At 64.6% G+C, this 21,492-nt stretch carries 19 protein-coding genes; 7 read left to right on the top strand and 12 right to left on the bottom strand.

The annotated features are described in order from the left end of the window. Positions 1–74 precede the first annotated feature (74 nt). Positions 75–1,466: a M20/M25/M40 family metallo-hydrolase gene (locus QX010_RS13115; protein ID WP_316179893.1), complete on the top strand. Its 1,392-nt coding sequence runs from the start codon at positions 75–77 to the stop codon at positions 1,464–1,466. Positions 1,467–1,879: 413 nt separating this feature from the next. Here QX010_RS13115 and QX010_RS13120 read toward each other — a convergent pair whose 3' ends face one another. Then, positions 1,880–2,005, bottom strand: coding sequence for a hypothetical protein (locus QX010_RS13120; protein WP_315803740.1), 126 nt, complete (start codon positions 2,003–2,005; stop codon positions 1,880–1,882). A gap of 388 nt (positions 2,006–2,393) precedes the next feature. On the opposite strand from QX010_RS13120, the gene QX010_RS13125 reads away from it, so the two are divergent. Both QX010_RS13125 and QX010_RS13130 read left to right on the top strand, forming a co-directional pair. Beyond that, positions 2,394–2,639: a fumarylacetoacetate hydrolase family protein gene (locus tag QX010_RS13125; RefSeq protein ID WP_410051947.1), complete on the top strand. Its 246-nt coding sequence runs from the start codon at positions 2,394–2,396 to the stop codon at positions 2,637–2,639. Then, positions 2,624–3,400: a cyclase family protein gene (locus tag QX010_RS13130; RefSeq protein ID WP_316179894.1), complete on the top strand. Its 777-nt coding sequence runs from the start codon at positions 2,624–2,626 to the stop codon at positions 3,398–3,400. The genes QX010_RS13125 and QX010_RS13130 overlap by 16 nt, the downstream gene beginning before the upstream one ends. 218 nt (positions 3,401–3,618) lie before the next feature. Here QX010_RS13130 and QX010_RS13135 read toward each other — a convergent pair whose 3' ends face one another. After that, a complete protein-coding gene (locus tag QX010_RS13135; RefSeq protein WP_316179895.1) occupies positions 3,619–4,230 on the bottom strand; it encodes a heme-binding protein in 612 nt (203 codons plus the stop codon). A gap of 964 nt (positions 4,231–5,194) precedes the next feature. Between QX010_RS13135 and QX010_RS13140 the strand changes: the two genes are divergently transcribed. Then, positions 5,195–5,989 (top strand): fumarylacetoacetate hydrolase family protein, encoded by a 795-nt coding sequence (locus QX010_RS13140; RefSeq protein WP_316179896.1) that lies wholly within the window; start codon positions 5,195–5,197, stop codon positions 5,987–5,989. A gap of 533 nt (positions 5,990–6,522) precedes the next feature. Then, entirely contained in the window at positions 6,523–8,004 is a 1,482-nt protein-coding gene (ccoG, locus tag QX010_RS13145) for a cytochrome c oxidase accessory protein CcoG (protein WP_316179897.1), read from the top strand. Between the two features lie 7 nt (positions 8,005–8,011). Here ccoG and QX010_RS13150 read toward each other — a convergent pair whose 3' ends face one another. Next, positions 8,012–8,950 carry an acetamidase/formamidase family protein gene (locus tag QX010_RS13150; protein WP_316179898.1) on the bottom strand — a complete coding sequence of 313 codons (939 nt, stop codon included), beginning with the start codon at positions 8,948–8,950 and terminating at the stop codon, positions 8,012–8,014. Between the two features lie 307 nt (positions 8,951–9,257). Here QX010_RS13150 and QX010_RS13155 point away from each other — a divergent pair, with 307 nt between their 5' ends. Beyond that, positions 9,258–9,632: a transposase gene (locus tag QX010_RS13155; protein ID WP_316179899.1), complete on the top strand. Its 375-nt coding sequence runs from the start codon at positions 9,258–9,260 to the stop codon at positions 9,630–9,632. A 71-nt stretch (positions 9,633–9,703) separates the two neighbouring features. Here the strand turns inward: QX010_RS13155 and QX010_RS13160 are convergent, their stop codons facing one another. The 6 genes from QX010_RS13160 to xoxF5 form a co-directional block, all read right to left on the bottom strand. After that, positions 9,704–12,037, bottom strand: a complete 2,334-nt coding sequence (locus tag QX010_RS13160) for a xanthine dehydrogenase family protein molybdopterin-binding subunit (protein WP_316179900.1) — start codon at positions 12,035–12,037, stop codon at positions 9,704–9,706. A gap of 2 nt (positions 12,038–12,039) precedes the next feature. Further along, a complete protein-coding gene (locus QX010_RS13165) occupies positions 12,040–12,492 on the bottom strand; it encodes a (2Fe-2S)-binding protein (RefSeq protein WP_316179901.1) in 453 nt (150 codons plus the stop codon). A gap of 372 nt (positions 12,493–12,864) precedes the next feature. Continuing rightward, positions 12,865–13,428, bottom strand: coding sequence for an S-(hydroxymethyl)glutathione synthase (gene gfa / locus QX010_RS13170; protein WP_315713222.1), 564 nt, complete (start codon positions 13,426–13,428; stop codon positions 12,865–12,867). A gap of 33 nt (positions 13,429–13,461) precedes the next feature. After that, complete coding sequence (locus QX010_RS13175) at positions 13,462–14,571, bottom strand: S-(hydroxymethyl)glutathione dehydrogenase/class III alcohol dehydrogenase (protein ID WP_316179902.1); 1,110 nt, start codon at positions 14,569–14,571, stop codon at positions 13,462–13,464. A gap of 78 nt (positions 14,572–14,649) precedes the next feature. After that, positions 14,650–15,129: a c-type cytochrome, methanol metabolism-related gene (locus QX010_RS13180; protein ID WP_316179903.1), complete on the bottom strand. Its 480-nt coding sequence runs from the start codon at positions 15,127–15,129 to the stop codon at positions 14,650–14,652. A 132-nt stretch (positions 15,130–15,261) separates the two neighbouring features. Continuing rightward, positions 15,262–17,064: a lanthanide-dependent methanol dehydrogenase XoxF5 gene (gene xoxF5, locus QX010_RS13185; RefSeq protein ID WP_316179904.1), complete on the bottom strand. Its 1,803-nt coding sequence runs from the start codon at positions 17,062–17,064 to the stop codon at positions 15,262–15,264. A 406-nt stretch (positions 17,065–17,470) separates the two neighbouring features. Between xoxF5 and QX010_RS13190 the strand changes: the two genes are divergently transcribed. Beyond that, on the top strand, positions 17,471–18,418 hold the full coding sequence (locus QX010_RS13190) for a helix-turn-helix domain-containing protein (RefSeq protein WP_315803728.1): 948 nt from the start codon (positions 17,471–17,473) through the stop codon (positions 18,416–18,418). 20 nt (positions 18,419–18,438) lie between these two features. On the opposite strand, the gene QX010_RS13195 is transcribed toward QX010_RS13190, so the two are convergent. The 3 genes from QX010_RS13195 to QX010_RS13205 are packed head-to-tail and all read right to left on the bottom strand — an operon-like array spanning position 18,439 to position 21,405. Next, positions 18,439–19,374 carry a transporter substrate-binding domain-containing protein gene (locus QX010_RS13195; protein ID WP_316179905.1) on the bottom strand — a complete coding sequence of 312 codons (936 nt, stop codon included), beginning with the start codon at positions 19,372–19,374 and terminating at the stop codon, positions 18,439–18,441. After that, the gene (locus QX010_RS13200; RefSeq protein ID WP_315803726.1) at positions 19,374–19,709 is read right to left on the bottom strand and encodes a cytochrome c; all 336 of its coding nucleotides are present in this window, start codon (positions 19,707–19,709) and stop codon (positions 19,374–19,376) included. Before QX010_RS13200 ends, QX010_RS13195 begins: the two co-directional genes overlap by 1 nt. Positions 19,710–19,740: 31 nt before the next feature. Then, the gene (locus tag QX010_RS13205; protein ID WP_315803725.1) at positions 19,741–21,405 is read right to left on the bottom strand and encodes a methanol/ethanol family PQQ-dependent dehydrogenase; all 1,665 of its coding nucleotides are present in this window, start codon (positions 21,403–21,405) and stop codon (positions 19,741–19,743) included. Between the last annotated feature and the right edge of the window lie 87 nt (positions 21,406–21,492).

Consider the following 21,492-nt stretch of genomic DNA (forward strand, 5'->3'; position numbering starts at 1 on the left):
CGTGATTTGCTTTTCGGTCCAATTCGATCGAACATGAGCCTGTCCTTCCATTGCACGCGCCGAAAGCCGACATCATGAATGAAGAGCGAAGCCTGCCGCGTCCATCCGCTGGCCTGAAGGCAGTGTTCGCTCACATCGAGAATCAAAAGCAGGATTTCCTGGCCCGCGTGATGGACTATGTCCGGCATCCCTCGATCAGCGCTCACAATGTCGGCATCGCCGAGGTCGCCGCGCTGCTGGTGAGGATGCTGCGGGAGATCGGACTCGACGCCGAGACGGTGCCGACGGCAGGACATCCGATGGTGCTCGGACGCTGGCAGAAGAAGCCGGGCGCACCGACCGTGCTGCTCTACGGCCACTACGACGTGCAGCCGCCGGATCCGCTGGGGCTGTGGCTGAGCCCGCCGTTCGAGCCGACCATCCGCGACGGCCGCATCTATGCGCGCGGCATCGGCGACAACAAGGGCCAGCATTTCGCGCAGCTCATGGCGATCGAATCCCATCTCCGAGTGCATGGCGAGCTGCCCTGCAATGTGATCTTTCTGCTCGAAGGCGAGGAGGAGATCGGCAGCCCGCGCATCGCCGATTTCGTCGCCGCCAACAGGGACCGGCTGAAAGCCGACTTCGTCGTCACCGCGGACGGGCCGATGCACCCTTCGGGGCGGCCGACCATGACCTATGGCGTGCGCGGCATGTGCTCGTTCGAGCTGCGCGCCAGGCACGCCAGCCGCGACGTGCATTCCGGCAATCTCGGCGGCATCGTGCCGAATCCGATCTGGACGTTGGTCCACCTGCTCGGGACGATGAAGAATGCCGCGGGCGAGATCACCATCGACGGTCTGCATGATGCGATCGTGCCGCCGAGCGAGCTGGACATTGCGGCCGTGAAACGCCTGCCGCTGGATATCGATGCCGCCAAGGCGAGCCTCGGTCTCAGCCATCTCGATGCGCCGCCCGATCGCGGCTACTACGAACGCCTGATGTTCCATCCGACGCTGACCATCAACGGCTTGCACGGCGGCTATGGCGGACCGGGCAGCAAGACGGTGCTGCCCTGCGAGGCGTTCGTCAAATGCGACATCCGCCTGGTCGAGGCGATGACGCCGGACGACGTGCTGGCGAAGGTGGAGGCGCATGTGAAGCGCCACGCGCCGGAGGTGGAGTTCATCCGGCGCGGCGGCATGCTGCCGTCGCGCGTGCCGCTCGATTCGCCCTTTGGCGCGATCGTGCGTGATGCCATCGCGCTCGCCCAGGGCGTCACACCGCTCGAATTTCCGTGCACCGGCGGCAGTCTGCCGGACTACGTCTTCACCAAGATCCTCGGCGTTCCCGCCTTCGTCGTTCCCTATGCGAATGCCGACGAGGCCAATCACGCGCCGAACGAGAACATGACGATCGACTGCTTCTACAATGGCATCCGCACCGGTGCGGCACTGCTCGACCGCGTCGGCGCGCGCGAGCGCTGATGCCGGCGGAACGTCCATCACGATCCCGCGTGCAGTGCGGGAGGCGTCATCGCGCGGCCACGAACGGATGGCAAGCACACGCTGGTCCGTCGCGTTGCGGGCGAATCGGCCGCACGCGGCGAGATCGCGCATGGATTAACGCAGTTGATATCGCCTAGTCTCGGAAGGGATTAGTAAACGCCGCTTCAGGGCTCGGAGCTGCCACATGCACGACCCCGTTGACCAGCCGAGTGATTCGGCAAGTTCCGCTTCGCCATGCGCGCGCGATCAGCGCAGCGCTCCGGAACACCCCGCCGCGGTTGCTGTGATCCAGCTCGACCACGCGCCCGCAATCGAACCTGAGCCCAATGTCGATCAGGCTGCACAAAGCCCTGGCGCTCTCGGTCGGAAACGGTCCGATGGCGCGCATCTTGTCACACCGACGATGTGGCGTTGAGAAGGTTCCGTTCTTGGCGGAGATCGAACTTGCGCCGTTCGGCGACGAGTTCCTGAAGAACACCTTCGCCACCGACGCATTCGATCAGTTTGAGATCGCCCACTATTTGAGATCGCCACCGACAAGTCGCTGCTCGCGTTGCGCCGCGCCGACGATGTCGAGGAGGTCCGCGCGCCGCTCGAGCAGTCGCCGCAGCTGGAGCAACGGATGGCAGAGTGGGTCCACTCCAATGTCGGGAAGGTCACGGAATTCGTGCGTGCGGGAGCGTCAGGCGGCGTAGTCTAACGGTATCTCGGTCGGGATATGGAACCCGGCAGCGCGATGACAACCTCCGGTATCATCCGGATACCCACGACTCTCCTGATCTAGTAAGTAAAACCTAGCCCTTCTTGGGGCGTTTCCTCCCTGGACTTGGGCCGCCTGCACTTCTTGTGTCGGCGGCCTCTTTCTTTCAGGGGCTGGTCGGGCGCTCTGGCCCCGCAATCGGCCCCATGGGTGTTCCGTCCAGATCGTCCCAGCCGTTCAGCAGTTTGAGCTGGCTCCGCAACGGCTCACCGCGGCCGCGCTCGGCCGGCATGCTGTTTTCGTTCGAGGAGCTGATCGCCTATACCAGCAAGGACGAGACCCTGATGCCCGGCGAGTTCATCGGCTCGGGCACGGTCGGCAATGGCTGCGGTTGCCGACGACGACAACCAATAATGACAATCAGAGAGGACCGCCCATGGCCCGCAAGCTGATCGACATCTCCGTGCCCTTGCAGAACGATGTGCCCGCCGATCCGCCCGGCAATCATCCGACCATCACCTATATCGACCATCAGCAGGGCCTGCCGCGCATGCTGCAGTTCTTCGACGGGCTGAAGGCCGAGGACCTGCCGGACGGGCAGGGTTGGGCGGTCGAGCAGGTGAATCTTTCGACCCACAACGGCACGCATCTCGATGCGCCCTGGCATTTTCATCCGACGATGAATCGCGGCGAGCGCGCCTGGACCATCGACGAGGTGCCGCTGGAGTGGTGTCTGCAGCCGGGCGTGAAGCTCGACTTCCGTCGTTTCCCGGACGGCTATGTGGTGACCGCGAGGGATGTCGAGGATGAGCTCGAGCGCATCGGCCACACGCTGTCGCCGCTCGAGATCGTCGTCGTCAATACCTCGGCCGGCGCGCGCTTCGGCCAGGCCAACTACGTCAATTCGGGCTGCGGCATGGGCTACGAGGCGACCATGTATCTGCTCGAGCGCGGCGTGCGCCTGACCGGCACCGACGGCTGGAGCTGGGACGCGCCGTTCGTGTTCACCGCGCAAAGATACGCCGAGACCCACGATGCCGCGCTGATCTGGGAAGGCCACAAGGCCGGACGCCACATCGGCTATTGCCACCTGGAGAAGCTGCACAATCTGGAGCAGCTGCCGTCGACGGGGTTCATGGTGTCGTGTTTCCCGGTCAAGATCGAGCGCGCCTCGGCCGGATGGACGCGGGCGGTGGCGATCATCGAGGGGTGAGGAGGTGATGGCATCTGACTGTCAAATTGCGCCCCTCTTCCAGGGCGTCATGGCCGGGCTTGTCCCGGCCATCCATGTCGTTCGGTATTCCGGGGACGGCGTGGATGCCCGGGACAAGCCCGGGCATGACGGTACGACTTATTAGAAGCGTCCCGGGGCAACGCAGGGAGAGATCAGTCCCCTGACACGCTGCCAAGATTGGAGGCGATAGGAATGAGCTAACAACTACACGCCAGCATCACCTCGTTCCGCCGCAGCATGGGCAAGGTCCAGGGCGGATTGTAGAAGGCGAGCAGCGGTGCGCCGGACACGGCCAGTCCCTTCCGTTGCGCGTAGTCGCGCAGCACGCGGGTTTTCTCGGCCAGGATGCCGTCGGAATAGGAGCCCGAGAAGGTCAACGCGACCATGCGCTGTGCCGGGACGGGCGTCAGCTTGATCCTGCGGTCGGCCGGCGGCGGCAGCGTTTCCAGCGACCAACTCGACGGCATCACGAAGCTGACGCTCCACCGGTCGTTGTTCCCGCCATCCGTCGGTGGTGTGCCGCTGGCCTGCTGCTGCACCGGCGCCGTCATCGCGATCTTCGCCTTCGCACGGTTGGCGCCGAAGATGTAGCCGGCGATGATGCGAAAGCCTTCCTCGATCGCCGGCCTGCGCGCGCCCTGCACCTCCGCCTGCGCGATGATCATCGGCGCATAGGCGCGGATCTCGAACTCGCCGTCGCGCTTCACCACGTCATACTTGGGATGTTCGACCCGGCTCATGATCGGCCCCGCGGCAATGGCGGCGCCGGCCAGGACGAGCACGAGGAGGCTGGTGAGCCCAATCAGCATGCGGCGCCTCCTTGGTGGTGTCGTTTCGGTCATGGCGGTTGCGCCGTCAGGTTTGAGTAACGAGGGAACGCGAGCAAAGGTTCGGTAGATCACGTGCCGGGTGCTTGCCTGCGGGCGATCCTTCGCGACCCCTGCCTGCGGATCCGGATCAGCGATATCTGGGATCACACGCGTTGTGGGGGAGCGCCCCGGGTGACGCTGCGCTCGTCCGTGCTGCGCCTGGGCTGCCGGCAATGCGTGCCCGTCGGGCGACTCGGACCCGGGCGCCGCCAAGAGCGCTGCCCGCAACGCCTCTCATGATCGAAGATCGCGTGTGCGCCCAAAACGAAAAATCGCCCGCGCGTTCAACACGATCACCTCTGTCCAGATCTCGGCGTAAAAATTTCCTTCTTTCGTTTTATCGGAATACATGCTCTCCTCCCTCTATCCCGTCCTCATGCTGAGGGGCGTACGCGTCGTCACGATACGTTGAGGCGGGGAGCGGTGGCCGCGAGCTTGTCAGGTGCTGTTGCGCTGGACGATTGGCAACTCGCGGACGTTCAAGCCGTGTGGTCCTGGCGCCCCGATGCTGGCGCCAAGCTCGTTTGTGACGCGAGCCGTGACAGGCCGTGTCGCGCGGGCGATGGGGGCAATCAAGCCGGTCCCCAGGGAGAGCGCGGAGCAGACGTTAAGACTGCCGCGCAGGGAAGGCCGGGTCTGTCCGGCTGAACCTGTGGTACCTGCCGCCTGCATTTTTTTGAGCAGGCGGGCCACGGGCCTCAGCCGAGGCCCGGCCTTCCCTGCGCCCTCGCGATTCCAGCGAGGGTCTCGAGCATCGCTTCGGGCGCGTGTTGCGCCGCGAGAGCGACGGCGCGTGCGCGCATGGTGGCGCTGGCATACTGGATATGCTTATCAGTTGGGGCGCCCGACAGCGCTCAAGAACAACAGGCCGCCGGTCGCGACGGCTGACCCCAGGAGGACCCCAATGGCAGACACCTCACGCCGCCATCTTCTCGTTGCCGGCAGCGCCGCTGCAGCGGCCGCGATCATGACGGATACTCATCCGGCTGCGGCTCAGGCCGGACCGAAGCCGATCTTCGCCGTTCCGGCGACCACCATTCCGATCGCCGGCGAGCAGGGCGTGTTCCCGGTCCGCCGCATCTATTGCATCGGCCGCAACTACGCAGCGCATGCGATCGAGCGCGGCTCCGATCCGAACCGCGAGCCGCCGTTCTTCTTCCAGAAGCCGACGGATGCAATCCAGAACGTCGCGGTCGGCGAGATCGCCGATCATCCCTATCCGTCCCTGACCAAGAACTATCATCACGAGGTCGAGCTGGTGGCGGCGCTGAAATCCGGCGGCACCAACATTCCCGCCGAGTCCGCGCTCGATCATGTCTATGGCTACGCGCTCGGCCTCGACATGACCCGCCGCGACCTGCAGAACGGCATGGCCGCCGAGAAGAAGCCATGGGAGATCGGCAAGAGCTTTGATCATGCTGCCGTGCTCGGCCCGATCCATCCGGTCTCGAAGGTCGGCCACTTCACCAAGGGCGCGATCTCGCTCGCGGTCAACGGCACGGTCCGGCAGAACTCCGATCTCAACAAGATGATCTGGAGCGTCGCCGAGCAGATCGCGAAACTGTCCGAGGCGTTCGAGCTCAAGGCCGGCGACATCATCTATTCCGGCACGCCGGAGAATGTCGGCCCGGTGGTGAAGGGCGACGTGCTCTTGTGCAAGCTCGAAGGCCTGCCGGACATGTCGATCAAGATCGTCTGAGGATCGTGGATCTTGTTTACGAAGACGAACTTCTCCGCAGTTCGCTTCCCGCCTGTGGCTCATGGTTCGAGACGCGCCGCGAGCGGCGCTCCTCACCATGAGGCGCAAGCGGCGGGGCGGCCGCTGCATACGGGACTATGAACACGCTGTTGGCGTGTTCATGGAGAGGATCACGACTGTGACATGAGGCTCAAGCCTTTGACCGAGCATCCCGCCCTCATCCTGAGGAGCGCGCCGAAGGCGCGCGTCTCGAAGGATGGGCCGAGCAAAGAATGCCGATGTGGCGGCAATACGCTGTCCTCCTGCGGACCGCCGCCCAAAGAGCGGCGGCCGCCATCGTCGTCCCTCCGGATGCTGCGCCCGCCTCCATCGCGCTCGCTGCGCCGCGCCTCTCGTCGCCTGCTGGACGGGAACTATCGTTGTTCCCGCGCAAACAGTCGCTGCCACCCGTTCGCAAGTTTGTGGCCCGACAAAGAGCGTCCCGGCCTCGCCGCCTATCGTCGCCTGCAACAGGCAAGCGAACGAGGGCAGCCGTGGCCATCACCATCGAGATCGATCACGCCAGGACGCGGCGCATGGCGGAGGGACGGGGACAAAGCCAGTCCCAGGCACCAGCGCGCAGCCCGGCACGATCGCCGCGCAAGGCGGGTGGTCCTGTGGTTCCGCAGGGCGTCAAGGGCCCGATCCGCCGGCTCAAATGGCTGATCCTGGTGTTCACCCTGTCGGTCTACTACGTCACGCCGTTCATTCGCTGGAACCGCGGGCCGAATGCGCCCGGCCAGGCCGTGCTGCTCGATTTCGCCCACGGAAAGCTCTATCTCGGCCCAGCCGAGATCTGGCCGCAGGACCTCTACCTCATCACCGCGGCGATGCTGCTGGCGACCTTGATCCTGGTTCTGGTCAATGCGCTGGCCGGCCGTCTCTGGTGCGGCTTCGCCTGTCCGCAGACGGTGTGGACCGACCTGTTCCTGCTGGTCGAGCGCCTGGTCGAGGGCGACCGGCGGCAGCGGCTGAAGAACATCGGCGCGCCGCTGACGGCGAAACGCATCGCGCAGATCGCGGCCAAGCACGCGCTTTGGATGGCGATCGCGCTCGGCACCGGCGGCACCCTGATCTTCTACTTCACCGACGCGCCGGAGCTGGTGCGCGATGTCATCCATGGCGAGATGTCGGCGACGGCGCTGACCTGGACGCTGGTGTTCGCGGGCACGACCTACGGCCTCGCCGGCTTCGCGCGCGAGCAGGTCTGCACCTTCATGTGTCCGTGGCCGCGGCTGCAGGGCGCGATCTGGGATCCCGAAGCCTTCACCGTCAACTACCGTGACTATCGCGGCGAGACCCGGATGTCCGCCAAGAAGGCCGCCGAGGCGAGGTCGCAGGGGCTGCCGGCCGGCGACTGCGTCGATTGCGGCGCCTGCGTCGCGGTCTGCCCGATCGGCATCGACATCCGGCAGGGTCCGAGCTTCGCCTGCATCAATTGCGGCCTCTGCGTCGACGCCTGCGACGGGGTGATGGCCAAGCTCGATCGTCCGCGCGGCCTCATCGACTACGAGAGCTGGCGCAACATCGAGCGCGGCCGCGTCGGCGAGCCGCGTGTGTCGCGGCTGGTGCGGCCGAAGACGATCGGACTCGCGCTGGCCTGCGTCGCGCTGGCCGGCGTCATCGCGGTGTCGTTCGTGACCAAGACCACGGCCGTGCTGTCGGTGCAGCACGATCGTGATCCCCTTGCCGTGCGGCTGTCGGATGGTTCGGTGCGCAACGCCTACACCGTCAAGCTGCTCAACAAGTCCTCGGCCGTGCAGAGCTTCAAGCTCGGGATCAGCGGCGTCGACGCGGCGCTCGCCATCGTCGGCCATGCGGCGGCGGATGCGATCGAGGTCGAGCCCGACGGCTCGGAAACGCTGCGGGTGACGCTGACCATGCCAGAGCCCGAGGATGCCGACGTCACCTTCGAGGCGGTCGATCCGAGCGGGCAGGTCGTGCTGACCGCGCACGACCGCTTCGTCAACCGGTAGAGGAGGCTCAGAGATACGCCTTCGGCAGCAGCATGTGGATGCCCTTGTTGCCGTCGACCAGCTGGGTGACGCGCAGATTGCCGGCCAGCGAGCACAGCATGTAGGCCTGGTTGCGCGACAAATTGGTGCGGGCGCAGACGTGCTTGACCATCTCGCGCACCGCCTGCTTGGCGGCGTCGTCGAGATCCTCGTCGAGGCCGATCGACATCAGGTGGGTGGCGTTCTCGGCGAACGGCCAGGTGATGTCCATGTCCTTGCGCACGGTGAGGCGGAAGCTGCCGGTGACGCCGGTCTCGAGCGCGGTGATGCAGACCTCGCCGTCGCCCTGCACGCCATGGCCGTCGCCGGCAAAGAACAGCGCGCCCTCGTTGAAGACGGGCAGATACAGCGTGGTGCCGGGCCGCAGCTCCTTGTTGTCCATGTTGCCGCCAAAACTGCGCGGCACCGGCGAGCCGCACCGCCCCCAGGCCGGCGGCGGCGCAGTGGCGATGATGCCGAAGAACGGATCGAGCGCGATCTCGGTGCCCCAGGGCATGATGCAGACCTGGCGGTCGTGGTCGACCTTGGGGTGGATGGTCTCGTAGTCCGTGAACTCGTCTGGCAGGGTGCCGAGCAGCGGCAGGATCGAGACGAAGCCCCAGTCCTGGCTGACCTTGACGTTGAGGATGTCGACCTGGAGCGTGTCGCCGGGCTGCGCGCCCTTCACATAGACCGGGCCGGTGATGAAATGCGGTCCGGGCCCCTGGATCATGGTGTCGAGCGCAGTGAGGTAGTTGGCGGGAACGATGCTACGGTCCTCGGGCAAGGTCTCCTTACCGCCGGCCGGAAAGGAATGCAGCGTCACGGTGTCGCCGGAGGCGACCTCGAGCACTGGAGGCGTCGTGCTGTCGAGATAGCCCCAGACCATGCTCTCATGCGTCGCGGGAATTTCGTGGCGTTTGGACATGGCAGGGCTCCCCGGGTCTCGGTCTTTGCAGCTGATATCAAGGCAGGATGTCGCGGTCGGCAACGCCAAATACTGTTCAGCCTTGCTCACACGACCGGCAGCGGGCGACGTGTCTGGCGACGCGCGTCAATTTTGCCAATTGGCGGCGAGGCGCCGGCGGCCCGCGATGAGCCCGCATCGCCGCGCTTGACCTCGATCGCGGTGCGCCCACGCGGAGCGCGGTTGCGAGACCCATGCGTTGCCGCACTACCAAGCTCATGGAATTCATGCGAGATTGACCGCGTTGGCCGCGTAGGGGTACCTGATCATGCGACGTTCCCTGCACACCGAGCACGAAATTCTGGTTCTGCTTGGCGAGGCGGAGTCGGGCGTTCCGATTGCCGAAATTTGCAGCACGGCCGGCGTGTCGCTGCGCACCTTTTATCGTTGGCGTCAGCGCTATGGCGGTCTCAGCAGTCCTGCTCTGCGTCATCTGAAAGAGCTGGAGATCGAGAATCAGCGGCTGCGCTCGCTGGTGACGAAGCTCGTCGAGGGGCAGCCGAATGCAAACACGGCTATCAAGGCTGCGCCGGTGCCGCAGCGCCAGGACTGCGGCAGCACGCCTCACGGCGTGGCCGGCGCGCCGGGGCAGGGACGTGGCGCCGTCATTGGCCGCTATGCCTCGGTGCGCTATGGGCGCTGACTGATCCTGCGTCTTCCGGTAGGATCATCGGCCGGATCGCTCCGGCCGATGATCTGCTGATTGCTGCAAGCTTACGTCGCGAGCTGATTGCCGATCGGCAGCGCGCGCAGGCGCTTGCCGGTGGCGGCAAAGATCGCGTTGGCGAGCGCCGGCGCGAACGGTGGCACGCCCGGCTCGCCGACGCCGCTCGGCGGCGTGTCGGCATCGGCAGGGACGATGTGCACGTTCGTGATCAGCGGGGCTTCGTCGATCCGGACCACCGGATGGTCGTCGAAGTTGCGCTGCTGCACCCGGCCGTTCTTGAAGCTCACCTCGCCATATTTGGCGAGGCTCAGCCCCATGATCGCGGCACCTTCGAGCTGCGAGGCGATACGCTCGGGGTTGACGAAGGTGCCGCAGTCGATCGCGGTGTCGACCTGGTGCACCACAAGCTTGCCCTTGTCGTCGACCGACACCTCCACGATGGTAGCGATGTAGCTGACGAAGCTGCGATGCGCGGCGATGCCGAGACCGTGGCCCTTGGGCACCGACCGGCCCCAATTGCCTTTCTCGGCGACGAACTCGACGACGCGGCGCAGCCGTCCGGTATCGATCGGGTAGCTCTCGTAGGGCTCGCCGTAGTTCCAGAGGTCCTTCACCGAGGTGAGCTTGAGCACGCGCGGGCTGCCGATCAGATCGAGCAGCGTGTCCTTCTGGTCGCGGCCGGTGGCGTGCGCGATCTCGCCGACCATCGACTGCACGGCGAAGGCGCGCGGGATGTTCGAGACCGACCGGAACCAGCCGATGCGGGTCATCGCCTTGGCGGCCGGATTCTCGCATTGGATGTTGGCGATCTCGAACGGCATGTCGACGAGGCCCATGCCGAGCTCGAACGGCGCGGCATGGTCGGCGCCGGCGGCGAAGGTCGACAGGATGGTCGGCGCGACGCTGCGGTGACGCCACGCCACCACCTTGCCGCTCTTGTCGAGGCCGGCCTCGATGCGCTCCACCGACACCGTGTGCAGGAAATCGTGATGGATGTCGTCATCACGCGTCCACTGCACCTTGACCGGCGCGCCCACCGTCTTCGACAGCAGGGCGGCCTCGAGCGCGAAGTCGCATTTGGACTTCCGCCCGAACCCGCCGCCGAGCAGGGTGACGTTGACGGTCACGTTCTCCGGCGGAATCTGCAGCGTCTTGGCGACATCCTCGTGCGTGCCGCCGGGGCTCTGCACCGGCGCCCAGATCTCGGCCTTGTCGCCCTTGACGTCGGCGACCGCGACCGGCGGCTCCATGCTGGCATGAGCGACGTGCGGCAGGTAGTACTCACCGATGACGACCTTGTCGGCCGACTTCAGCGCGGCCTCGACGTCGCCTTCCTGTCGCACGACGAGGCCCGGCTGGCGCGCGGCGGCCTCGAGCTCGGTCCGATAGGCGACAGAGTCGTAGCTCGCATTGGCGCCGTCGTCCCACTCGACCTTGAGCACGTCGCGGCCCTTGATCGCGGCACCGGTGTTGCGTGCGATCACGGCGACGCCGCCGAGCGGCTGGAACTTCGACGGCCACGGCCAGCCCTTGACCTCGATCACCTGCTCGACGCCGGGCACCTTCAGTGCCTCGGCCGGATCGAACGACTTGACCTTGCCGCCGGTCACCGGCGGCCGGGCGATGACCGCGTATTTCATGCCGGGCAGGCGGACGTCGGCGCCGTAGCGCGCCTTGCCGACGGTGATGTCGTGCAGATCGACGATGCTGACCTGCCCCTTGCCGAGATAGCGGAAATCCCCAGGCGACTTCAGCTTGATGGTGTCGACCGCAGGCACCGGCAGACCGGCGGCATCGGCTGCGAGCTCGCCGAAACCGAGGCGGCGGCCGCTGGCGCTGTGCACGACCTCATGATTGACGGCTTTCACTTCGCTCGGCGGCACGCCGAGGCGCTTGGCCGCCGCGGCTTCGAGCATCGCCCGCGCCAGTGCGCCGATCTGGCGCATCGGCAGCAGATAGTGCCGCGTGCTGCGCGAGCCGTCGGTATCCTGGTTGCCGAACTTCACCTCGTCGCCGGGGGCCTGCACGACGCGCACGCGCGACCAGTCGGCTTCCATCTCCTCCGCGACGATCAGCGGCAGGCTGGTGCGGACGCCCGTGCCCATCTCGGAGCGATGTGCAACGATGGAGACGATGCCGTCGGGCGCGATCGAAACGAAGATCTTGGGATCGACCACGGTGCCGTGCGGCATCTTGCCGGCGCCGGTCTCATAGGCGGCAAACGCCGGGCGCGACAGCAAGGGAGCCGCGAGGACGAACCCGCCGGCAAGGCCCAGCGTCTGCAGGATGGCGCGGCGCGAGACGTTCTCGACCTTGAGATGCCGCTCGAAGCCGCGACGCGAGGAGGACTTCGCGATGTCGGGATTTGCGATGATGCTCATGATCACACCCCCGTCGAGGCCAGATGGACCGCATTCTCGATGCGCTGATAGCAACCGCAACGGCAGATATTGCCGGACATGGCGTCCCGGATCTGGTCATGCGACGGCTTGGGATTCTGGTTGAGCAGCGCCGCCGCCTGCATGATCTGTCCAGCCTGGCAGAAGCCGCATTGCGGCACGTTGACCTGGCGCCAAGCCTTCTGCACCGGATGATCGCCGGTCGGATGCAGGCCCTCGATGGTGGTGACCTCGCGGCCCGCGACATCCGAAATCGCCGTGATGCAGGAGCGCGCGGCCTCCTTGTCGACCATCACGGTGCAGGCGCCGCACAACGCCGCGCCGCAACCATATTTCGAGCCGGTCAGGCCCAGCTCATCGCGCAGGTACCACAGCAGCGGCAGGCTCGGATCGCCATCCCAGCTCTGCTCCTGTCCGTTGATTTTCACCTTGATCATGCTCGCCCTCGTTCTGTCGGACCAATGGTCGTTGGTTCTGATCGTTGGTGGACGCGCGCGGGACCACATGTCCTGAGTACACGCGCCGGATCAATTGGGAGTTGTCGGAAAACGATCCACGATAGCAGACCGGGACAGGCATCGGTCTACACAGGCGCGTGTGTTGGCAGAGCAGGTGCACGCCGCGCGCGGCCCGCTGCAATGCAAACGCGGAACAAGGACGATGCGCCGGCGACAATGGCGGCCGCCAGATCAAAACGACGGCAAAAAAGAAACGACGGCAAAAAAGAATGCCTCGCCAGCGTGGGGCAGGCGAGGCACCAAGTCTTCAGGAAGGAACGCTTCAGTTGTACGCTTGGTACGTTGCGGCCGTCAGGCCGCCTTTGCTTTCGCCACGTGGGTGGCAATCGCATCCATCAGGGCCGGCGACAGGCAGTCATAGGGCTCGAGCCCCAGCTCCTTCAATCGCGCCCGAATCTCGCCCATCTGTTCCGGCTTCACGCCCGACTCGATCACCGAGGAGACGAAGGCCGCAAAGCCCGGCGCGGCCGAACCCTGCTCCTGGAACAGCTCGGGGTGAATGAAGTCGAGGCCGTAGAACGGGTGGCCCGTGTTCTCGATGCGGCCATACATGTGCGTGCCGCAGCCGGTGCAGGCGTAGCGCTGGATGACGGCGGAGGGATCGACGATCTTAAGCTTGTCGCCGTTCTCCAGCACCGTGACGTTCTGCCGCGGCACCACTGCAACGACCGAGAAGGTCGCGCCGGAGGGCTTCCAGCATTTGGTGCAGCCGCACGCGTGGTTATGCGCGACATCGCCCTTGATGCCGACCTTGACCGGCCGGTCGTGGCATTTGCAGACCAGCGTGCCGCCGGCGAAATGGCCGCTTCCCTGTTTGACGCCGTTATCGACGGACGGATGGATGTGGACAGTCATGGCGCAATCCTCCTCAGTTTTGCGTGCTTGGGGTCAGAACACGACGACGGAACGGATCGATTTGCCCTCATGCATCAGGTCGAAGCCCTCGTTGATGTCTTCGAGCTTGAGCGTGTGGGTGATCATCGGGTCGATTTCGATCTTCCCGTTCATGTACCAGTCGACGATCTTGGGAACGTCGGTGCGCCCGCGCGCGCCGCCGAACGCCGTGCCCTTCCAGACGCGTCCGGTGACGAGCTGGAACGGGCGGGTCGCGATCTCCTTGCCGGCCTCGGCGACACCGATGATGATCGATTCGCCCCAGCCGCGATGGCAGGCTTCCAGCGCCTGGCGCATCACCGTGGTATTTCCGGTGCAGTCGAAGGTGTAGTCGGCACCGCCGTCGGTGAGCGCGACCAGGTGCTGGACGATGTCGCCCGTCACCTTCTTCGGGTTGACAAAATGGGTCATGCCGAAGCGGCGCCCCCACTCCTCCTTGCCGTCATTGAGGTCGACGCCGATGATCTTGTCGGCCCCGGCCATCCTGGCGCCCTGAATGACGTTGAGGCCGATGCCGCCAAGGCCGAACACCACGACGTTCGCGCCGGGCGTGACCTTCGCCGTGTTGACGACCGCGCCGACGCCGGTGGTGACGCCGCAGCCGATATAGCAGCTCTTGTCGAAGGGCGCGTCCTCGCGAATCTTCGCGACCGCGATCTCCGGCAGCACGGTGAAGTTGGAGAAGGTCGAGCAGCCCATGTAGTGATAGATGGCCTGGCCCTTGTAGCTGAAGCGCGACGTGCCGTCGGGCATCAGGCCCTTGCCCTGCGTGGCGCGGATCGCGGTGCAGAGATTGGTCTTGCGGCTGAGGCAGCTTTTGCACTGGCGGCATTCCGGCGTGTAGAGCGGAATGACGTGGTCGCCGGGCTTGACCGAGGTCACGCCAGAGCCGACTTCGCGCACGATGCCGGCGCCCTCATGGCCGAGGATCGAGGGGAAGATGCCCTCGCTGTCGAAACCGTCGAGCGTATAGGCATCGGTGTGGCAGATGCCGGTGGCCTTGATCTCGACCAGCACCTCGCCGGCCTTCGGCCCTTCGAGGTCAACCTCGACGATCTCCAGCGGCTTCTTGGCTTCGAAAGCGACCGCGGCGCGCGTCTTCATGTCTCAAACTCCTGTTTCAGTCTGTCAGGCCCGCGACCCTGTCCAGGGAAACTGTCCAGGCGCGGTCCTCGTCGTCAGTCATTTCTTGCCCATGCAGGAGTTCTCCGCTTCCGTATAGGCTGGCGGCTTGTCCTCATGCTTGGCGGGGCGAACGCGGCCCACCGCATCATCGCCGCGGGCGCGCAGGTAGACGTAGAGATCGTCCATGTAGCAGGCCACGTTCGGATTGTCGCCGAAGGCCGGCATGACGTTCTCCTGGGACGTGCTGACATTCTTGCGGCCGCTGGCGATGGTCCCGATGAAGTCGCCGTAGCTCATGTTCTTGACCGAGTCCTTGAGCGCCGGGGCGTAGGTCGATCCCATGCCGTCGGGGCCATGGCAGACGTGGCATTCGGAATGATAGCGGCGGTATCCGGAGTAGGTGTACCAGTCGACCGTTCCGTCGGCGGCCACCTTGTAGGTCGGAATGCCATCCTTATCGAAGTACTTCCCGTCCTCGGATTTGACGGCCTTGGCATCGCCGGGACCTTCGGCCCAGGCATTTTCGGCGACAGTCATCCCGCCGGTTGCCAGGCTCAGAGCCGTGGCGACCGCAAACCAGATTCTACGCAAGGGCGTTTTCCCATAATTTTTTGGAACAGGCGAACCGGCGCATGGATGAGATCCATGCGCCGGAGGCAGGTACCTGGCTTACTGCGGCAGCGAGAACACGGTGAGCGCACCACCGAGAGCGGTGTAGTTGCTCAGCGCGGCGTAGCCGCCGACGGCACCGAGGCCGGCGGTCGGATCGGTCAGACCCGCCGCGAGACCGATGCCGGCCCAGCCACCGACACCCGAGAGAACGGCGACGTACTGCTTGCCGTTGGCCTCGTAGGTCGTGACGTTGCCGATGATGCCGGACGGGGTCTTGAACTTGTAGAGCTCCTTGCCCGTCTTGGCATCGACCGCCTTGAGGTAGCCTTCGAGCGTTCCGTAGAACACCACGCCGCCGGCCGTCGCGAGCGCACCGGACCACACCGAGAACGGCTCCTTGTTCGACCAGGCGATCTTGCCGGTCTTGCCGTCCCAGGCGATGAAGTTGCCCATATGGGTGTCACCCGCCGGCGGATACATCGACAGGGTCGCGCCGACATAGGGTTGACCTGCGGTGTAGCTCACCTTGAAGGGCTCGTAGTCCATGCAGACATGGTTGGTCGGCACGTAGAACAATTGCGTGTCCGGCGAGTAGGCGGCAGGCTGTTCGTCCTTGGTGCCGAGCGCCGCTGGGCAGATGCCCTTGGTGTTGACGTCCTCACCCTGCTTGTCCGTCGAGTATTGATCGACAACCTTCGGACGGCCGTAGGTCGCAGAGTTCTTGTCCATGTCGACGCCGGTGGTCCAGTTCACCTTCGGGTCGTACTTCTCGGCAACCAGCAGCTCGCCGGTGGCACGATCAAGCGTGTAGCCGAGGCCGTTACGATCGAAGTGCGTGAGCAGCTTGCGCGGCTGGCCGTTGATGGACTGGTCGGACAGGATCATCTCGTTGACGCCGTCATAGTCCCACTCGTCGTGGGGCGTCATCTGATAGACCCACTTCGCGACGCCGGTGTCGGCATGGCGGGCGAAGATCGTCATCGACCACTTGTTGTCGCCGGGACGCTGCTTCGGATTCCAGGTCGAGGGATTGCCCGACCCGTAATAGACCATGTCGAGCTGCGGGTCGTAGGAAATCCAGCCCCAGGTGCAGCCGCCGCCGGTCTTCCACTGATCGCCTTGCCAGGTCTTCAAGCTCGAGTCCTTGCCGACCGGCTTGCCGAGCGCGGTGGTGTTGGCGTCGAACAGGATCTGGTCATCCGGACCTTCGGAGTACGCCTTCCAGACCTGCTTGCCGCTCTTGATGTCGTAAGCGGTCATGCTGCACTGGACGCCGAACTCGCCGCCGGACGTGCCGACCAGCACCTTGTCCTTCACCACGAGCGGAGCCGAGGTTCCGGTCTGTCCCTTGGTCGGATCGCCATTGACGGCGGTCCAGACGTGCTGGCCGGTCTTGGCGTCGATCGCCACCAGCTTGTCGTCGGCCTGATGCAGGAAGATCTTGCCGTCACCGTAGGCGACGCCGCGGTTGACGGTGTCGCAGCACATCACCGGAATGACGTTCGGATCCTGCTTGGGCTCATACTTCCAGACGATCTTGTTGTCCTGCGCGAGATCGAGCGCATAGACCTTGTTCGGGAACGGCGTGTGCACATACATCATGTTGCCGATGATGAGCGGTCCGCCTTCGTGGCCGCGCAACACGCCGGTGGAGAAGGTCCACGCGACCTGCAGCTTGCCGACGTTCTGGGCGTTGATCTGGTTGAGCTTGGAGTAACGCGTATTGGCGTAGTCTCCCGCCGGCATCACCCAGTCCTTCGGGTTGGCCGACATCTTGACCAGCTCATCGCTGGCCCATGCGCCACCCGCGGCGAGCGCCGCGACTGACGTCAGACATGTTGCGAGTAGCACTCTTCGCATCGTCTTTCCTCCCGGGTTCAACTGAGGTTCCGCAGCACGCGGCCCAGTATTCGTTTTCGGCATCATTGAATATCCACTTCCCAACCGGGAAACTTGCCCAAAAGAGAAAAGAGCTTGCTCAAGAGTGAAGCGAATAGAAGTTTTTGAAGGAGATTTTGCTTTGCTGGTCCGCAACATGAGCGCCATTCTTGCTGCGCAGCATCAATTTGCGACACCATGGTTCCACCGAAGGTTGACGTTTCCCTTGACCTTACAGAGACGAAGGCGGAGGATCACGCGGGGCGCGTTATGGAACGAAGTGCGCCGCGAAAGCCGCGGCCTTAAAATGGGAGCAATCTTGCTGCAGTCTCGTTCGCCGTCCTGCGGCGGACCCGTTGCGTTTCGATCATGAATCGGTGGATGAAACATGTCCGACACGATCCGCTCGCTTAATACTTCGGGATTCTCACCGAAGAGCCAGATCCAGCGCTGGTCAGATGCACTGACCGACCTGTGCGGACGTTTCGATGTCGATCCGCTGGAGGGGGCCTCATTCGAGGGGCGCATCAATTTCACGACGGTGTCGCGCCTGAAGCTCTGCCAGATCGAGGCCAGCCAGCATCGCATTGCGCATACCTATGCGCGTGCGCAAAAGGCGGCACATCCTTACATCAAGATCTTGTTTCAGACCTATGGAACGTCCTATTTCGAGCAGGATGGCCGCCAGATCGAGATCGGCCCGGGCGATTGCCTCGCCTATGACGTCTCGTCACCGCACACGATCATCAGCCCCGCGCTGACCCGCCATGACGTCGTGATCGTGCCGAAGGAGCTACTGCAGGAGCGCGGCTTCCGGTCGGAAAAGATGCCCGCCTACAAGCTGTCGGCGCGGAGCGGGACCGGCCGGATTGCGCATGACGTCACCCATGCCGCGTTCGACGAGGCGACCCGGCTGTCGCCCAACTCGGCGGTCAGCGTCGCCGAATCGCTGATCGATCTGTTGCTCCTGCCGCTGCGTGAGGCCGATCGCATGCTGGACCGCGCGGGACCCGAGGCGGTCTATATCCGCGCTCAAGCCTTCATCCGCGAGCATCTGCGCGATCCAGATCTTTGCATCGATCAGATTTCGGCGGCGCTCGGGTGCACCAAGCGCTACCTTCACATGGTCTTCAGCGATCGCGGCATGACGGTCAGCGACTACATCTGGCGGGCTCGGCTTCAGCATTGCCGGCAGGAGCTGGAGACGCAGAGCGGCAAGACCATCACCGATGTCGCGTTCTCGTGGGGCTTTTCTAGCTCGTCGCACTTCAGCCGCGTCTTCCGCAAATATTTCGGCGTCGTGCCGTCGTCGGTTCACAAGACGGCGGCGCGCTGAGCGCTCCTGCAGCGGCCGCGCTAGCGTGTGCCGCTCCGGATGATCCTCTGGAACGCGTCGCCCAGAATCACCGGCTGACGCGGCGGAAGGTAGGTCAGTCCGGCGGATCGGCCGAGAGTCGCAAGAGTCCCTGAGGCCTCGAGCTCCGTCAAGGCCTTGTCGACCGATGCGATGAGCTCGGCAGAGCTGGCCAGCCCGACATAACCTCGATTTGCACCGATCGGATAGCTGTACCCCGACGCGCTCAGCTTGGTGTCGGGATGAGCGGCCCGATACGCATCGAAACGTCTGCCATCGAGCAGGGTCGCGTCGAACTTGCCCTGTTCGAGCGCCCCGAGCAGATCATCCCGCGCCGGAATCAAATGCGTGATGTCGTCGATCAGCCGCCCCTTGTCGAACGTCATCAGGATTGCATCTGCCAACGTGCCGCTCTCGATTGCCAGCCGCAGCCCGGCCAGATCGCCGATGTCGGTAATCGGGCGCTGTTTCGCGGAAGGTCCGAGAACGACGGTCAGGGTCGAAAACATGTAGGGCTTGCTCGGCGTCAGCGTGCCGAGGGCAACACGGCGGCGGCGGTCGTCGCGCGTGGCGCCATCGAAGTCCGGCAGCTTGGCCGTCTTGACGCCAGGCGCGACCAGTCCGTCCTGGGTGAACGCGTAGCTGCCGAGCAGCGAGCAGCGTCCGTCCGATAGCAGCGCATTCGCCTCCAGCGCCGGACTGGAATCTTCGTCCAATTTGCTTTCGTACCACTGGATCTCGAGCTTCCTGCCAAGGCGGTCGGCGATCGCCTGACCCAGCAGGACATCGAAGCCGCCGCCGGGCTTGCCGCGATGATGGACCGAGAGCGGCGGAAGATTTTCGTCGAGACAGATGCGCAGCACGTCGTCAGCGGCCAAGGCCGCCGACGACATTGCCGACATCATCAAGGCAGCCAGCCAACAGCAGAGATGACGCATCACTGCGCTCTCCGGCTCGAGACGTAGGCCCACAGTGCGGTGATCTCGTCATCGCTGAGAATGTCGCCCCAGGGCGGCATACGGCCGTTCTTGCCCTGCTTCACCGTGGTGACGAAACGAGGCTGATCATCGGGAAACCGGCGCAGGTCCGGCGTTATAGTCCCGGAGTTCACCATGTTGGGCCCGTGGCAATGCGAGCATTTCTGGGCGAACGTCGTCTTGCCGAGGTCCACCTGGCTGTGTGCCGCGCTGTCATCTTGTTGTTGGGCGAGGGCGGCCGTCGACAGGACGGCCAACGTCGCCACGACGGCGGCGAAGGCCGCCGCCGCTTTCATGAACGTATTCTGTCTCACGGGCGATCCGCACTCAATTCTTGACCGCGAAGACCCACAACGAGCCGCCTGCCGGAACGTTGGCGAGGCGCTCGTCACCGGAGAACAGCGAGTAGACGCCGCCGTAGCCGGAGGTGACAGCGACATACTGGACGCCATCCTGCTGCCAGGTGACGGGCTGGCCCTCGATGCCGGAGCCGGTCTGGAACTGCCACAGCTTCTTGCCGCTGTCGGCGTCGAAAGCCTCGAACTCGCCAGTCAGCTTGCCCGAAAACACCACGCCGCCTGCCGTGGACAGCACGCCGGAGAAGCGCGGGATGTCGCTCGGCTGCTCCCACTTGGTCTTGCCGGTCATCGGATCGATGGCCTTGAGCTGACCGCGCGGCCCTTCCGGCCAATCCCACAGATCCGTCAGATCCATGCCGAGGTACCACTCGCCGGCCTTGTAGGTCGCAGGCTCGGTCTTGTAGTGGCCGCCGAATACGAGCGTGTTGGCGTAGGCCAATCCGGTTTGCGGATTGAACGACATCGGCTCCCAGTTCTTGCCGCCGAGAATCGACGGATAGACCGTGACCTTCTTGCCCTCGCGCGCATCACGCGTGACATCGGTCTCGACCGGCTTGCCCGTCTTCAGGTCGATGCTGGAGGCCCAGTTCACCTTCACATAGGGGTTGGCCGCGAGCAGCTTCCCATTGGTGCGATCGAGCACATAGAAGAAGCCATTGCGGTTGGCGTTCATCAGCACCTTGGTCTGCTTGCCCTCGACGTTCATGTCGGCGAGCACCATCTCCGCGACCGCGTCGTAGTCGAACGGATTGTTCGGCGAGAACTGGAAGTGCCACTTCATCTTGCCGGTCTTCGGATCGAGCGCGAGCACCGAGCAGGTGTAGAGGTTGTCGCCCGGGCGCACCGCCGCGTTGAACGGTCCGGGATTGCCGACGCCCCAGAACACGGTGTTCTGCTCGGGATCGTACGATCCTGTGATCCAGGTCGAGCCGCCGCCGAGCTTCCAGGTGTCGCCCTTCCACGTGTCGCCGCCGGGTTCATCCGGGGTTGGCACCGTATGCGTGCGCCACAAATGCTTGCCGGTCGCCGGGTCCCAGCCATCGATGAAGCCGCGCGTGCCGAACTCGGCGCCGGAGATGCCGGTCAGCACGACGCCGTCGGCGACCAGCGGCGCCACCGTCATCGAGTAGCCTTCCTTGATGTCGGCAGCCTTCTGGCGCCACAGCTCCTTGCCGGTCTTGGCATCGAGCGCAATGACGTTGGCATCGAGCGTCGTGCGGAACAGCTTGCCGTCGTACAGCGCGGCGCCGCGATTGATGATGCCGCAGCAGACCACGCGCGGCGTCTCGGCAGGATAGTCGATCTTGCTTTTCCAGATCTGCTTGCCGGTCTTGGCGTCGACGGCCATCGTCGCATTGTGGGTCGTGACGTAGAGCACGCCCTGGTAAACCAGCGGCTGCGACTCCTCGCTGCGGTCATCGGCGAAACTGTAGTTCCAGACCGGAACCAGGTTCTTGGCGTTGTCCTTGTTGATCTGGTTGAGCGGACTGAACCGCTGCAGATTGTAGCCCATGCCGTAGTTGAGAACGTTCGCCGTATCAGTTGCACCCTTGACCAACTGATCGGCGCTCTGCGCGCTTGCACCATGTGATGCAAAAATGGCGAGGCCTGCGGCCAGCGCGATCCGCTTCATTCATTTCCTCCGAGATTTTTATGCGCGCCTATCCTGACGCTGCGGGAGCAACACTCCGCTCGAAATCGGGAACCGTCAATACGAAAA

The sequence above is a fragment of the Bradyrhizobium sp. SZCCHNRI1009 genome (assembly GCF_032487575.1).
Classification (GTDB): domain Bacteria; phylum Pseudomonadota; class Alphaproteobacteria; order Rhizobiales; family Xanthobacteraceae; genus Bradyrhizobium.